The sequence below is a fragment of the Mycobacterium shunyiense genome (assembly GCF_058270075.1).
In genome coordinates this window covers 75,512-90,194 of sequence record NZ_JBZDPU010000026.1, presented here as the reverse complement: position 1 = coordinate 90,194, position 14,683 = coordinate 75,512, and the positions used below count along the sequence as shown (strand labels likewise).

The following is a 14,683-nucleotide window of genomic DNA, read 5'->3' as shown; positions in this document are numbered from 1 at the left end:
CCGAGTCTCACTCACACGCCGGGAGATAACCACTACCTGCGGGGTAATTGCAGTACTTACCCGGCCCGGGCCACTGTGGTCTCCAGACCCCACGAAGGAGGCGGCAGTGAGCGACAAACCTCAGTCCGACCAACCGATTCCACGCTGGCTGCACTTCGTCATGGCGGCCGACCGGGCCGGGTCGGCCGCCTACGTCGGCACCGGATTCTTCTTCGCGCCGGTGCTCGCGGTGGTATCGCCGTGGCCCGCCCTGACAACCGTGCTATGGATCGCGATCGCACTCGCCGGCCTGTGGCTCGGGCTTCTCGGCATCGCGATGGCAACCGGTCTGGCGATCGTGCTGCGGTCGAATACCGAAATCCCGGAGGACTATTGGCGATCCGTCATCGACTACCCGACTGGCCGCGGTAGTCCACCTGCCAATGTTTGATGCCGTTGAGCCAACCCGACCGGAGACGCTCGGGCGCCGCCAACGGCGTCAGGTCGGGCATCCCGTCGGCGATCGCGTTGAAGATCAGGTCGATGGTCATCCTGGCGAGGTTGGCGCCGATGCAGTAGTGCGCGCCCGTACCGCCGAACCCCACGTGCGGGTTGGGGTCCCGCAGGATGTTGAAGCTGTACGGGTCGTCGAACACATCCTCGTCGAAGTTCGCCGAGCGGTAGAACATCACCACCCGCTGACCCTTCTTGATGGGCACGCCGGCCAGCTCGGTGTCCTCCAGGGCGGTGCGCTGGAATGACGTGACGGGCGTGGCCCACCGGACGATCTCGTCGGCCGCGGTGCCGGGGCGCTCGCGTTTGAACAGCTCCCACTGGTCGGGGTGATCGGCGAAGGCCATCATGCCCTGGGTGATCGAGTTGCGGGTCGTCTCGTTTCCGGCCACGGCGAGCAGGATGACGAAGAAGCCGAACTCGTCGTCGGAGAGCTTGTGCCCCTCCACGTCGGCCTGCAGGAGTTTGGTGACCAGGTCGTCGCCGGGGTTCTTGGTCCGCTCGGCCGCCATCTGCATCCCGTACATGATCAACTCGACGGAGGCGCTGATCGCGTCGTTGGAGGCGAACTCCGGGTCCTGGTCGCCGACCATCTGATTGGACCAGTCGAACAACTTCATGCGGTCTTCCTGCGGCACGCCCATCAGCCCCGCGATTGCCTGCAGGGGTAGTTCGCACGAGACCTGCTCGACGAAATCTCCGGAACCCGCGGCAGCGGCGGCCGCGACGATGTCCCGGGCCCGGTCGGCCAGGTCGGCGCGCAGGCGCTCGATCGCCCGTGGTGTGAAGGCCCGCGAGATGATCTTGCGCAGGTGCGTGTGGTGTGGGGCGTCCATGTTGAGCATGACGAACTTGCCCTGCTCGATCTGCTGCTGGACGGTGCCGTCGCGGTAGCGCGGGAGGGCGGTCTTCTCCTGGCTGGAGAACACGTCACTGCGCAGCGAGACCTCTTTGACGTCCTTGTGCTTCGTGACGACCCAGAACCCGCCGTCGTCGAACCCCCCTTGTCCAAGCGGCTGTTCGTTCCACCAGATCGGAGCCAACTTGCGCATCTCGGCGAGTTCCTCGACGGGCAGCCGTTCGGCGTAGATGTCGGGATCGGTGAAGTCGAATCCGGGCGGGAGGTTCAGAGTCGGCATGGCGTTGGCGCTCCTCGCGACGACGTTGTGTAGTGGCGTAAACCCATTGCTACACCACAGGTGGGGCCCCTCGGAGCGGGTTTCGGAAACTCCCACATCGTGGGTATTGGAACGTGTTCCGATTCTTGCGTTGTAACGGTTGAACGAGCGCGACGATGCACTCAGCGTTACCATTCGTCCCTGGAGCAACAGCAGGAGGCCAACCAGTTATGCGAGTCGACGTCCGTAGGTTCGGGATCGTGTTGACGGGCTGTGTGTCGGGTCCTGTCGTCGCGTTGGCCATGGCCGCCGCGGCGGCCGCGGAGCCACCCAATCCGGCGCCTGCCCCCGCGCCGGCGCCCGCGCCCGGACCGGCGGCTCAGGCAGCGGTCGGAGATCCGACGGCACCGGTTGCCGCGGCCCCGGGTACCCCTCACCTGGCCAGCCCCGATGCCCTGCCGCCGGGGGCCACGATGGATCCCACGGGACAGGGAACCGAGACGCCCAACCTGAGCTACCTCAAGGATCTGTGGCACGCGGTGCAGAACCAGGAGATCAGCGGTAAGGAAGCCCTGGTACTCGGGCTCGCGCAGCGCGGCATGAACACGCCTGTCCCGGGCCAGGTACCCGGGCCGAACGTTCCGACCGCGCCTGCAGCCCCCGGTGCACCGACAGCACCTCTGCCCGGCGGGCCGGCCGTAACCGACCCAGGCGCTCCTGCCGGGCCCGCCGTGTTGCCCGCTGCTCCTGCCGGCCCAGCTGTCGCTGTGCCCGCCGGTCCAGCCGCCCCGGCAGCGCCCGCCCCGGCCCCGGCGCCCTGAGTGCCGGGAATCTGATCAGGCCGGCAGGGTTACGACCGGAAGGTCAACCCGGGCAGGCACGTGCTTGTGCCACGGTGTGCCCGCGTACTCATCGCGCCACTGCGACGACGTGAGCTCGTTGGGTGCGACGCCGGGCACGATCGACCGCCCTTGGCCGTCGGTGTAGTCGAGGCCGAATCCGTTGGGCAGCGAGATGTGCCCCGGCAGCATCGCGTCGTTGACCTCCACGGTCACCTCCGCGCTTCCCGTCGCGGTGGTCAGCCTGGCCCGGTCTCCGTCGCGTAGGCCGATGGACTCGGCGTCGTCGGCGCTGATCCGCAGGGCTCCTTCACTGTCGCGCTTGCGCCAGGCCGGGTCGCGGAATATGTCGTTGGCGGTGTAGGCCCGACGTTCGCCGGCCGAGAGCACCATCGGGAACTCCTCGGAGGTCAGCGCCGACGGCGTGGTCGGCAATGCTCGGACCGCGTCGAGCATCTCGGGCATCGCGAGTGCGATCTTGTGATCCGGGTGGCCGATCAGAGCGAAATCGTCCGGATATTCGTGCACGGTGAAGGTCAGCCCGGACCGGCCGGCCAAGATGGCCTCGAAGAGGGCGTTGCCGTCGGCGTGACCGGCGCGACGCACGGCATCGGGATAGGTCATGGCGGTCTTCTGCGCCAGTCCCCACAGCGCCGCGGCGCCGGCGAGGCCATCCGGAAGCACCGGTCCGAGCGTCTCGTAGAGCACATACGGCAGGACCCGCCCCAGGCCCGGATTGGCACCCACAGCGCCGAGAAACGCTGCGGCATAGGCGTCCAGGCCGTCGCGGGCCGCGCGTCGTAACGGATCCAGTTCGGCATCGTCGACCGCACCGATGGCGCGCACCAGGCGGGCCCAGATCTCGGGCTCGGGCAGCGTGCCGGGCAAAGGTTCGAACAACGGGTGGCGCAGGTGGAAGCTGTTGTGTGGGAACTCGAGATTGAAGAACGTCGCCTCGGGCTTCTCGAACTGGTTGGCCGCAGGCAGCACATAATCTGCCAGCCGGGCGGTTTCGGTCATCGCGACGTCGATGACGACAAGGAGTTCGAGCGATTCCAGGGCGGCCCGCACGGCCGCCGAATCGGCGATCGAGTGCGCGGGGTTGCTGCTCTCGACGATCATCGCCCGGAAGCGGTCGGGATGGTCGGTGAGGATCTCCTGGGGCACCGCATTGGACGGCACCAGGCCGGCGATCACCGGGGCGCCGGTGACCGGGCTGCGGCCCACCCCGCCTGAACCGAACAATGGGGCGAACGACGAATGCAGATGTTGCCCACCGCGTTTGGCGAAGTTGCCGGTGAGGATCCACAGCATCTTGTTGAGGTATGAACACAGCGTGCTGTTGGGGGCCTGCTGGATGCCGAGATCCTCGAACACCGCGACGCTGCCGGCACCCGCGATGCGGCGCACCGCCTGGCGCAGCAGGGTCTCGTCGACGCCGCACCGTGCGGCATAGTCGCCGATCGGAACCTCACGAAGCACCTCACGGACCGGTTCGACGCCGTTGACGTGAGTGGCCAGAAACTCTTCGTCGCACAGGTTTTCCTGAACCAGCACCGCGGCCATCGCGGCCAGGCACCACGCATCGGTCCCCGGCCGCACGCGCAGGTGGAAGTCGGCGAGCTTGGCGGTGTCGGTGATCACCGGGTCGATCACGATCATCGCGCGGTCCGGATCCTTGGCGATCTCGTTGAGCACGACGCGGGCCCGTGGAAAACTCTGCGACATCCACGGGTTCTTGCCCACGAACACCGAGACCTCGGCGTGCTCGAACTCGCCGCGGGTGTGCCCGCCGTAGAGGTGGGCGTCGACCCACGCCTCGCCGGTCTTCTCCTGCGCCAGGGCGTTTGACCGGTACCGCGAACCGATCGCCTTGAGGAATGCGCCGCTGTACGCGCCGCCCAGGTGGTTGCCCTGGCCGCCGCCACCGTAGTAGAAGATCTTGTCCCCGCCGTGAACTTCCCTGACTGCCAGGAACTTCGCGGCGATCTCGGAAATCGCGGTGTCCCAGTCGATCTCCTCGTAGCTGCCGTCAGGTGTGCGGCGCAGTGGCGAGGTCAGGCGGTTGGTGCTGCTCTGGTAGTGGTCCAGCCGCAGCGCCTTGTTGCACGTGTAGCCCGCCGACGCCGGGTGGTCCTTGTCGCCGCGGATTTTCGTGATGGCCCGGCCTTCGGTCTGCACCACGATGCCGCAGTTGCACTCACACAGGATGCACGCGGTGGGCTGCCATTGATCGACGGTCATGACGGGATTCCTTCCGGCAGGAGTGCGCGAAGTTGACGGTGGATCAGATCGAGTGGTTTGACGTCACGGGTCGCCCGCGCCATCACCACGGCACCTTCGATCGCGGTCAGGATCAGCGTGGCGAGTTCCTCGGCGCGTTCGGTGGACACTCCGTCGCTCTGCAGGCGGCGGGTGATCTGTCCGGTCCAGCGGGTGAAGGCCACCCCAGCTCGGTCGAGGGGAGTGGGCTCGGCGGCCGTGGGTTCGCCGGCCTCGACAGTCACCGCCACAATCGGGCAACCGGCCCGGAATTCGGTGGCGGACAGTTGTTTACGAAAGCCGGCGATCATCGCGTCGAGCAGTGCCGCGGCGCTGTCCGCCTGGTCGATCTGCGCGGCGATGTGATCGCTCGCGTAATCGATTGCCTCGCATAGGAGTTGGGTACGACCGCCGGGGAAGTAGTGGTACGCCGAGCCGCGTGGGGCGCCGCTGTGGGCCAATACATCGGCAATCGCGGTGGGGTGCGCGCCGCGTTCCCGGATCAACAGTGCGGCCGAAGCAACCATGCGTTCGCGAGGACTGGTCATCCGAAGCCCTTTCGCCATTTCTATGTATGCAACCATACATAACAGGCAGGCGCAGGTCTATCGCCAATCGCCCACGACTTGAGCGGCGGATTCCTGCTCGGTGTGCTGACTGCAATTCGCCGCGTTGATGCTCTAGGCGGCCGTCACCAGCCACAGCACGAGAAAAATGGACATGCTCGTCAGACAGAGCAGATGGTCGCTGCAGATGGCGCGGGCCAATCGCGTCTGCTGGGCCGGGCTGGCGGTGCGCGCGCCCAGGGCCACGGCGTTGGGGACGGTGCGCAGCACGGCCAGCAGCACGGGGCCGCCGGCGAGCAGCGCGAACATCGCGGTCAGCCAACGCGGGTCGGCACCGTCGACTGCGTGAAAAGTCAATGCCGCCAACAACACCACCATGACGGCGGCGATCAGCAGGCTCATCGGGCGCGATGTGGTGGTCGCGCGGCGGTAGTAGCCGGCGATGGACGCCAGCACGGGTTCCGGCAATTCGGCCGACCTGCGGTGGGGTAGGACCTGAACGTCGAAGATCAGGTCCATCCACAGAACGGCGATGAGGAACCCGCTGCCGGCGGCCTCGATCACACCCCGGCGGCCTCGTTCAGCGCGTTGAGGTTGCCGGTCGCCTCCAGGTACTCCTGCACCCAGCGTTCGATCACGGCGGAGGTCTTCTCGACCTTCTTGAACTGGCCGACGACCTGGCCCACCGGGTTGAATGCGACGTCGACACTCTCGTTCGGGTACTTGTGCGTCGCCGCGACGGCCATTCCGGACACCATGTACTGAAGCGGCATGCCGAGCGGCTTCGGGTTGTCCGGGTTCTCCCAGGCGTCGGTCCAGTCGTTGCGGAGCATGCGGGCCGGCTTGCCGGTGAACGAGCGGCTGCGCACGGTGTCCTTGCTGGTGGCCCTGGCGTACGCAGCGTGCTGCTGTTCGGTGTGCTCGGACTCCTCGACCATGACCCACTGCGAGCCGGTCCAGGCGCCCTGTGCGCCGAGAGCCAGGGCGGCGGCGATCTGCTGACCGCTGCCGATACCGCCGGCGGCCAAAACCGGAACCGGGGCGACTTCCTTGACCACCTGGGGCCACAGCACGATCGAGCCGATCTCGCCGCTGTGGCCGCCGGCCTCGCCGCCCTGGGCGATGATGATGTCGACGCCCGCGTCGGCGTGCTTGCGGGCCTGTGACGGCGAACCGCACAGCGCCGCGACCTTGCGCCCCTCGGCGTGGATGCGGTCGATCATGTCTTTGGGCGGCGTGCCCAGCGCGTTGGCGATCAGCGTCATCTTGGGGTGCTTCAGCGCGATCTCGACCTGAGGCGTCGCGGTGGCCTCGGTCCAGCCCAGCAGCTGCAGGGCGTCGTCGTCGCTGTGGTCGACCGGCACGCCATGGTCGGCGAGGATCTTCTTGGCGAAATCCAGATGCTCCTGCGGCACCAGGGACTGCAGCATGCCCTTGAGGTCGTCGGCGGACATGTTGGCGTCCATGCCCTCGTACTTGTTCGGGATGACGATGTCGACGCCGTACGGGTGGTCGCCGATGTGCTCATCGATCCAGTTCAACTCGATCTCGAGCTGCTCGGGGGTGAATCCGACGGCGCCCAGCACGCCGAAACCACCGGCCTTGCTGACGGCGACGACAACGTCGCGACAGTGGGTAAATGCGAAGATCGGGACGTCGATCCCGAGCTCGTCGCAGAGTGCGGTGTGCATTCGGAGCTCCTTGTAGTGGCGGTGTAGTGGCGGTGCGGTTTGAGAGTCCTCGGCCGATACGGCCCGCATGGAAATGAAACGTGTTCTAGTTTAGTACGGCCTCGGGCTCGTTTGGGGAACGACCCGGAATTTTCATGCGAGTTCGGCGACGAACGAAACTTCATTTCCGTCGGGATCGGCAACGTCGATGACAGCCACCATGTCGGCGATGACCTGCGGTTCTCCGATCGTCACACCATCCTGGCGCAGGCCGGCGGCCGTGTGCTCCAGATCGTCGACGCCGAATCGCACAGCAGATCTCCCGGCCCGGACCGGATCGGTGACGACCTGTAGCCAGGCGGTTGCGGTCAGCTGCCATTCGGCGACCCCTGGAACAGGTTCCAGATCAGGTTCCCGGCCGAGCAGTCGCGCGTACCAGGCCCTCGCCTCCTGGAATCGACCCGTGGCGATGACGGCCGCGACGTCCTTGATCGCGATGGATTGCATTTGTGCGGACATCCCTCTGTTCTAGTCCCGGATCCGGTCTCGACTGGCCGATTGTCGTGGCGGCTTGGTGTACTAGGCCCATGGGCCGCATGCTCTCGCCACCCGAGTCACTTGAGGAGATCGGGGACGGTCCGGGCGGTGCGCAGGTGGGGGCCTTCTTCGACCTGGACGGCACGCTGGTGGACGGGTTCACCGCCACGGCGCACGCCGGTCATCGGATCCGCCGGCGCCAGGCCGCTGTCGGCGAGATCCTCGGAATCGTCGAAGCCTCGGTCAGGTACCGGATCGGCCGGATGCCGTTCGAGCGGTTGTTGGTCCGGGCGGCCGGATACCTTCGCGGCGAATCGCTGCTCGAGCTCGACGAGCTGGGGGAGTACCTGTTCGAGAGCCGCATCAACCAGCGGGTCTACCCGCACATGCGGGACGTGGTGCGCCGTCACCAGGACCGCGGCCACACCGTCGTGATGAGCTCCTCGGCCCTGACCATCCACGCCGAGCCGGTCGCGCGGCACCTGGGGATCGACCACGTGCTGTGCAATCACTTTCTGACCGACGACCAGGGCCGGCTCACCGGCGGGATCGTCGAACCGATCATCTGGGGGGCCCGCAAAGCCGATGCGGTGCAAGCCTTTTGCCGAACCGAGCAGGTCGATCTGGCCCACAGCTATTTCTACGCGGACGGCCCCGAGGACGGCGCACTGATGCGTTTGGTGGGCAATCCGCGGCCCGTGAATCCGCGGCCGGGTCTGGCCTCGGCTGCCACCGAACAGGACTGGCCGGTGCTCAGCTTGCCGCGTCCCGGTGGCCGGCGTCGTGGCGAACGCGGGCTCCGACCCGGCGCCTAGCCCAGCCTGTGCAGGCCCTTGCCCGTGACGAGCGGCATGTCCAGGGTGGTGCGGATGCCGGGCGCGGCGGCCACCACGTCGGGGATGGCGTTCACGATGCGCCCGGCCGCCGCGACGATCGCCGCGTGGTTGTGGTCGCCCTTGCGGCTGGTCGGGCAGATGTCGACCACGTACGAAGGTTCGCCGACGATCTCGACGCGGTAGGAGCCGCCGGGCTGGGCCGGTTGCGCCCAGTCCGGTCGCAAATCCGCACGCACCCGGGTGACGTGTTCGACGACGATCACCGGCTCACCGCCGACCATGCCGTTGATCTGGAAGCGCATCGCCGCCACCGTGCCCTTGGCGATGACGCCGGTTGCGACCTCGATGTCCTCGGGTGCGGGCTCCAACTCGAAGTGCTCGGTGATGTCTTCGACTTCGACGCCGAGTCCGGCGGCGAGCATCCGGATCGCGGTCCCCCAGGCGGCGCTGAGGATTCCGGGGAGAAACAACATTCCGGGCTGGTCGATCGGATTGCCGAATCCCATGACGATCGACATCACCTCGGTGCCGTCATAGGTGGCGTAGTCGGCGATCTCCATGGTCTTGATCTGATCGATGCGCTGACAGGTACCGGCGATCGCGAACGGCAAAAGGTCGGTGGCGAACCCGGGGTCGACACCGGTGATGAACACGCTTGAATTACCCGCCTGGGCAGCTTCTTCCACCCGCGCGATGGCCTTCTCCGGCATGGCGCCCCAGGGGAACTGCAGGCCGCCCGGGGCCGAGCCGACCACATTGATCCCGGCGGCCAGTGCGGCCATCACATCGCGGGTGGCTTCCACGGGGCGGGTGTCACCCATCGCGCAGTACACCAGGCAGTCCGGTTCGGCGGCGATCGCGGCATCGATGCCCAGCGTGGCGGTGACCCCGGTGACGCCGCCCAGCCCGGCCAGTTCAGCGGCGTCCAGACCGACCTTCGTCTCGGTCGAGGTGCCCACCGCGACGAGTTCGAACCGAGGGTCGTCGATGAGCTGGATCAGGGCCAACCGGCCGCAGTTTCCGGTGCCGACGAGCGCCACGCGAATGGCCATACAGGTCTCCTCAAGTGTTCGGTCTGATCGCAGTATGCCGATCCCGCGTCAAAATTGGAACAGGTTCTAATTTGGCACTGCAGGCGGTAGCCTCACCCGTCATGGGACGGGTAGACGGAAAAGTGGCACTCATCAGTGGCGGGGCGCGGGGAATGGGCGCCGAGCACGCCCGGGCGCTGATCGCCGAAGGTGCCAAGGTGGTGATCGGCGACATCCTCGACGACGAGGGCAAGGCATTGGCCGCGGAGCTCGGTGACTCGGCCCGCTATGTGCACCTCGATGTCACCGAGGAAGACCAGTGGAACGCCGCCGTGGAAACGGCCACCTCGGAGTTCGGCTCGCTCACCGTGCTGGTGAACAATGCCGGGATCGTCGCGCTCGGCCAGATCGGCAAGTTCGACATGGCCCAGTGGCAGAAGGTGATCGACGTCAACCTGACCGGCACCTTCCTGGGGATGCAGGCGTGCGTCAAGGCGATGAAGGCCGCGGGAGGTGGCTCGATCATCAACGTCTCGTCGATCGAGGGCCTGCGCGGTGCGGCCATGGTGCACCCGTACGTGGCCTCCAAGTGGGCGGTGCGCGGCCTGACCAAGTCTGCGGCACTGGAGCTGGGACCCAAGCAGATCCGGGTCAACTCGATCCACCCCGGATTCATCCGGACCCCGATGACCGAGCATTTCCCCGAGGACATGCTGACCATTCCGCTGGGCCGGTCAGGACAACCCGAGGAGGTCTCGACCTTCGTGGTGTTCCTGGCCAGCGACGAATCCCGCTACGCCACCGGCGCGGAGTTCGTGATGGACGGCGGCCTCGTCAACGACGTCCCGCACAAGCTCTGAGGACGCACCGGCCGCGCGCGGCGGTACCGGCCACGGCAGAATGACCCGGCAGGGCATCGACTCATCGCGGTGCCGTACCGGTCTGTGAGGAGCTGCCCATTTCCGCCCGGAGTCGCCGCGCAGGCCTGAGCCTCACGGGTTTCGTCGGCCTGGTCGTTGCCGCGGTGCTGGTGTTCTCGCTGTGCGCCGCCGATTTCCCGCCGTTCGCCACGCCGGAGCCCCCGTCGGGACGGGTGGAGCTGGCACAGGGCTGGCAGCTGGCCTCGGCGCGCACCGTGACGGCCGACGGCGCCGCGTTGTCGACCCCGGGCGCGGTCGAGGCCGACTGGCACGAGGTCAAGCACATGCCGTCGACGGTGCTGGCGGCGTTGCAGGACGACGGCACCTACCCGGACCTGTACGTCGGGGACAACCTGGCCGATGTGCCCGACGACCTGTTCCGCCAGGATTGGTGGTACCGGACGACCTTCACCGCGCCGCAGGGCAGCTCCAGCTACCGGCTCGATTTCCCCGGCATCAACTACCGCGCCGAGGTCTGGCTCAACGGCACCATGATCGCCGGTAATTCCCTGCTCGTAGGGATGCACACGATCCACGAGATCGACGCCACGCCGTGGATCAACCCCGGCGGCGCCAACACGCTGGCGGTCCGGGTCACTCCCGAGCAGGCGTTGCAGGACATCGACGGGGTCGAGCTCGCCGACAGCTGGTGGGACTGGCTCAACTGGAACCGCATCGGCTACCAGGGCCCGGACAAGAATCCGCTGCGTGGCAATTCCTATGTGCCCGACCGTAACGCGGGCATCTTCAAACCCGTCTACCTCAGCTACTCGGGGCAGGTCGTGCTCAGCGACCCGCTGGTGACCACCGAGTTGCCGCTGCCTGACACCACGCAGGCGCGGCTCACCGTCTACTCCGACATCCGCAACACCGCCGACATTCCGATGCGTGGCGTGGTTCGGGCCCGGATCAGCCGGCCGGGAAAACCGACCATCTCGGTGGATCAAGCGGTCAGCCTGGCGCCGGGGGAGAAGCGGGAAATCCGGTTCGAACCGGACACTTTCGCGGCGTTGCAGGTGAGCAACCCGGATCTGTGGTGGCCCTACACCATGGGCCGGCCGGACCTCTATGACCTGCGGTTGGAGTTCGTGAGGTACGGCCGGCCGATCGACACCGTGGATTCCCGATTCGGTATCCGTACCGTGGCGCAGCACCGGGACAACGACGAGCAGTTTCCCGATCTGGGCCGCGGCGGCAGCTTCTACCTGACCGTCAACGGACGCGACTTCCTGGTCCGGGGTGCGGCATACACGCCCGATCTGCTGTTCCAGTACGACCCGCAGCGGGAGGACGCCATCCTCGGATACGTCCGGGATCTCGGGCTGAACATGGTGCGCCTGGAGGGAAAGTTCCCGGGCGACAACATCATCGAGCGGGCCGATGAACTCGGCATCCCGCTGATGTACGGGTGGATGTGCTGCAACCAGTGGGAGAAGTGGTGGCAGTGGGACGACGAGGATCGCCGGGTGGCCGACGAGAGCATGCGCTCGCAGATCCTGTCGCTGCGCGGGCACGCGTCGGCGTTCCTGTGGGCCAACGGCAGCGACGGCAAGCCCCCGGCGCCGGTGCTCGACGGTTACCGCCGCATCCTGGGTGAGCTGCACTGGCCCAACACCGTCGTCGACACGGTGTCGTCGCTGGCTCGCGACGCCAACGGCGAGCCGGACTGGGATGGGATCCACATGGCAGGCCCGTATACGTGGCGCCCGCCGAGCTACTGGTTCGACGGTCGCTATCAGGCCACCCGCGGTTCCAATGCCGAACAGGGCGACAACGAGCACATCCCGCCGTTCGCCAGCCTGCAGAAGTTCATCCCACCGGACAAACTCTGGCCGATCAACGAGGCCTGGTACTTCCACGCCGGGGCGAACCCCAGCAACGCCGCCCTGGAAAGCATCCGCACTGCGGTCATGCAGCGGTACGGATCATCGCGCGGCGCAGAGGAATTCGCCCGCAAAGCCCAGCTTGCCCACTACGAGTCGACCCGCGCCCAGTTCGAGGCGTTCGCCGCAGGCGGGTGGGATAACCACAAGATGACCATCTACTGGATGCTCAACAACCACTGGCCGTCGTTCTTCGGTCATCTCTTCGACTACTACCTGCGGCCCGGTGGCGCATATTTCGGCGCCAAGAAGGGGCTGCGCCCGCTGTCGGTGGTCTTCGACTCGTATGCGACCGGCGACCACGACACCGCCAACGTCAAGGTGGTCAACCAGTCGCCGCAGGAGCGGACGGGTCTACGGGTGCGGGTGCGCACCTACGACCTGACCGGCCGGATGCGCGACGACCGCAGTTCCGAGGTGCCGACCGTGCCGTCGAACGGGGTGGCCTCCGGGCTGACGCTGCCCCGACTGGCCCTCGATTCACCGGTGGTGTTCATCCGCTGTGAACTGCTCGACGAGTCCGGCGCCGTGGTCGCCGACAACACGTACTGGCAGTCGCAGAAACTCGACGATGTCGGGCCCCCGGTCAACGACCAGGCCTTCGATCTGGTGCAGAGCAGCTGGGCCGACCTGACACCGCTCAACACCATGGGACCCGCACGGTTGGACGTGACCGCGCACCGAACCGAGTCGACCGACGGCAGCGCGAGCGTGGTGATCCGCTTGCACAACCCGGGACGTCAGATCGCCTTCTTCGAGCGGGCCGAGATCACGACGACCCGCGACGGTGACGAGATCCTGCCGATCGAATACTCCGACAACTACGTCACCGTGTTCCCCGGGGAGACGACGGAGATCAGCGGCACGGTGACCGGATCGGAGCACGGACCGAACTGGGTCCGGGTCGGCGGGTACAACAGTGCACCGACGGTGGTACCGATCGACCAGCGGGCACGACGATAGGATCGGCTGATGACCACAACCGATGAGCGCCATGAGGTCGGCCGGCTGGCCGACAGCGGCGGCTGGCTGCACCGTGACCTCGACCGGGTGGACGTCTACCAGCGCGGTGCGAACCGGATCAGGGTGGTGTGGCAGGGGCCGACCACGATCAGCGGGGCGACGCTGTACCAGGACGACATCATGACCACCTACACCCGCGAACTCGCGACGCTGAACAACTGGCTCAAGCGCTGAGTCACCGGCCGTCCTGACCGGGCGGCCGGAAAATCGGTCGCCCCCGCCGGTGACGGTGTGGCACTGTCGGATTCTGTGATCGACAACGTGGCACCCTCGACAACACCGCTCGCGATACAGAGCATCACCGACGCTGACTGGGCGGGCATGGCGCTGCTCGGCAACACCGCGTTCGGTGAGGTCAACCACCCCGATTCGATGGCGGCATGGCGCGAGCTGGTGCCGGCCGACGGTGGCGTCGTGGCGCGGGACGGCGATGGCGATGGCGATGGCGACATCGTCGGACAGTCGATCTTCCTCGACCTCACCCTGACCGTTCCGGGCGGCGCAACGCTGCCCGCGGCGGGAATCAGCTATGTGGCCGTCGCTCCCACCCATCGACGCCGCGGCATCCTGCGCTCGATGTACACCGAACTGCACCAGCGGATCGCGGAGGCGCAATATCCGATCGCCGCACTCACCGCCAGTGAGGGTGGAATCTACGGCCGATTCGGTTACGGTCCGGCCACCACCGTGCACCTGATGACCGTCGACCGCAGGTTCGCCGAGTTCCATGCCTCCGTCCCCGACCCCGGTGGCGTCCGCATGGTCAAACCCGCCGAGCACCGCGACGACTTCTCCGCGATCTACGACCGCTGGCGGCGGCAGACCCCGGGCGGGCTGGCGTGTACGACGGCGCTATGGGACGACGTGCTCGCCGACCGGGAGGACACCCGCGAGGGCGGTTCGGCATGGTTCGCGTTCCTGCACCCCGACGGCTACGCGCTGTATCGCGTTCACGGCGAGGAATCACGGACGCTGCGCGTCCGCGAAGTCACCGCGGTGACCACCGACGCCTACATCGCCCTGTGGCGGGCCCTGCTCGGGATGGACCTCATGGAGAAGGTGAGCACCTGGACTCACCCCGGCGATCCGTTGCCCTACCTGCTGACCAATCCACGGCTGGCCCGCGTGACCTCGAGCAGTGACGACCTGTGGATCAGGATCATGAACATCCCGGTGGCCCTCGAGGCGCGGCGGTATCAAGCCGACCTCGACGTCGTCCTGGAGGTCGCGGACGGTTTCCGCGGCGACGGCGGACGCTTCGCCCTGCAGGTTCGCGACGGCCGCGCACGGTGTACGCCCACTGCCGCGCCGGCGGACGTCGAACTCGACCTCGACGTGCTCGGAAGTCTCTATCTCGGCGCACATCGTCCGGAAGCGTTCGTTGCCGCAAACCGATTGCGCAGCAAGGACTCAGCCCTGGTGCAGCGGCTCGGTGCGGCTTTCGCGAGTGAAGTTCCGGCCGAGCTGGGCTACAGCTTCTAGGCCGTGTCCGACACGTGCTGCGTA

The 14,683-nt window shown here is 67.0% G+C and carries 14 protein-coding genes; 7 read left to right on the top strand and 7 right to left on the bottom strand.

Features of this window, described 5'->3' with window-relative positions; translation table 11 throughout:
• Window positions 1–160 precede the first annotated feature (160 nt).
• Window positions 161–430, top strand: a complete 270-nt coding sequence (locus AC4ELH_RS27035; RefSeq protein WP_064880009.1) for a hypothetical protein — start codon at window positions 161–163, stop codon at window positions 428–430.
• Here AC4ELH_RS27035 and AC4ELH_RS27030 read toward each other — a convergent pair.
• Window positions 384–1,631: a cytochrome P450 gene (locus tag AC4ELH_RS27030; RefSeq protein WP_064879959.1), complete on the bottom strand. Its 1,248-nt coding sequence runs from the start codon at window positions 1,629–1,631 to the stop codon at window positions 384–386. The two genes, AC4ELH_RS27035 and AC4ELH_RS27030, sit on opposite strands and share 47 nt — an antisense overlap.
• Window positions 1,632–1,840: 209 nt before the next feature.
• Here AC4ELH_RS27030 and AC4ELH_RS27025 point away from each other — a divergent pair, with 209 nt between their 5' ends.
• Window positions 1,841–2,431, top strand: coding sequence for a hypothetical protein (locus tag AC4ELH_RS27025; protein ID WP_082941547.1), 591 nt, complete (start codon window positions 1,841–1,843; stop codon window positions 2,429–2,431).
• A 15-nt stretch (window positions 2,432–2,446) separates the two neighbouring features.
• On the opposite strand, the gene AC4ELH_RS27020 is transcribed toward AC4ELH_RS27025, so the two are convergent.
• From AC4ELH_RS27020 to AC4ELH_RS27000, 5 genes are all read right to left on the bottom strand, one after another.
• Complete coding sequence (locus tag AC4ELH_RS27020; protein WP_498887775.1) at window positions 2,447–4,693, bottom strand: molybdopterin-dependent oxidoreductase; 2,247 nt, start codon at window positions 4,691–4,693, stop codon at window positions 2,447–2,449.
• Window positions 4,690–5,259 carry a TetR/AcrR family transcriptional regulator gene (locus tag AC4ELH_RS27015; protein ID WP_498887773.1) on the bottom strand — a complete coding sequence of 190 codons (570 nt, stop codon included), beginning with the start codon at window positions 5,257–5,259 and terminating at the stop codon, window positions 4,690–4,692. The genes AC4ELH_RS27020 and AC4ELH_RS27015 overlap by 4 nt, the downstream gene beginning before the upstream one ends.
• Window positions 5,260–5,391: 132 nt before the next feature.
• Entirely contained in the window at window positions 5,392–5,841 is a 450-nt protein-coding gene (locus AC4ELH_RS27010) for a hypothetical protein (RefSeq protein WP_463806353.1), read from the bottom strand.
• Window positions 5,838–6,968 (bottom strand): nitronate monooxygenase, encoded by a 1,131-nt coding sequence (locus tag AC4ELH_RS27005; protein WP_064879965.1) that lies wholly within the window; start codon window positions 6,966–6,968, stop codon window positions 5,838–5,840. The genes AC4ELH_RS27010 and AC4ELH_RS27005 overlap by 4 nt, the downstream gene beginning before the upstream one ends.
• 132 nt (window positions 6,969–7,100) lie before the next feature.
• Window positions 7,101–7,466, bottom strand: coding sequence for a VOC family protein (locus tag AC4ELH_RS27000; protein ID WP_064879967.1), 366 nt, complete (start codon window positions 7,464–7,466; stop codon window positions 7,101–7,103).
• A 68-nt stretch (window positions 7,467–7,534) separates the two neighbouring features.
• Here AC4ELH_RS27000 and AC4ELH_RS26995 point away from each other — a divergent pair, with 68 nt between their 5' ends.
• Window positions 7,535–8,299 (top strand): HAD family hydrolase, encoded by a 765-nt coding sequence (locus AC4ELH_RS26995; protein WP_064879969.1) that lies wholly within the window; start codon window positions 7,535–7,537, stop codon window positions 8,297–8,299.
• Here AC4ELH_RS26995 and AC4ELH_RS26990 read toward each other — a convergent pair.
• Window positions 8,296–9,372 carry an NAD(P)H-dependent amine dehydrogenase family protein gene (locus AC4ELH_RS26990; RefSeq protein WP_448447223.1) on the bottom strand — a complete coding sequence of 359 codons (1,077 nt, stop codon included), beginning with the start codon at window positions 9,370–9,372 and terminating at the stop codon, window positions 8,296–8,298. The two genes, AC4ELH_RS26995 and AC4ELH_RS26990, sit on opposite strands and share 4 nt — an antisense overlap.
• A 101-nt stretch (window positions 9,373–9,473) precedes the next feature.
• On the opposite strand from AC4ELH_RS26990, the gene AC4ELH_RS26985 reads away from it, so the two are divergent.
• The 4 genes from AC4ELH_RS26985 (at window position 9,474) to AC4ELH_RS26970 (ending at window position 14,659) form a co-directional block, all read left to right on the top strand.
• Window positions 9,474–10,211 (top strand): glucose 1-dehydrogenase, encoded by a 738-nt coding sequence (locus tag AC4ELH_RS26985; RefSeq protein ID WP_055114376.1) that lies wholly within the window; start codon window positions 9,474–9,476, stop codon window positions 10,209–10,211.
• A 164-nt stretch (window positions 10,212–10,375) separates the two neighbouring features.
• On the top strand, window positions 10,376–13,117 hold the full coding sequence (locus tag AC4ELH_RS26980) for a glycoside hydrolase family 2 protein (RefSeq protein ID WP_498887769.1): 2,742 nt from the start codon (window positions 10,376–10,378) through the stop codon (window positions 13,115–13,117).
• Window positions 13,118–13,126: 9 nt separating this feature from the next.
• Window positions 13,127–13,351, top strand: a complete 225-nt coding sequence (locus AC4ELH_RS26975; protein WP_055114375.1) for a hypothetical protein — start codon at window positions 13,127–13,129, stop codon at window positions 13,349–13,351.
• Between the two features lie 57 nt (window positions 13,352–13,408).
• Window positions 13,409–14,659 (top strand): enhanced intracellular survival protein Eis, encoded by a 1,251-nt coding sequence (locus AC4ELH_RS26970; RefSeq protein ID WP_498887767.1) that lies wholly within the window; start codon window positions 13,409–13,411, stop codon window positions 14,657–14,659.
• Window positions 14,660–14,683 lie beyond the last annotated feature (24 nt).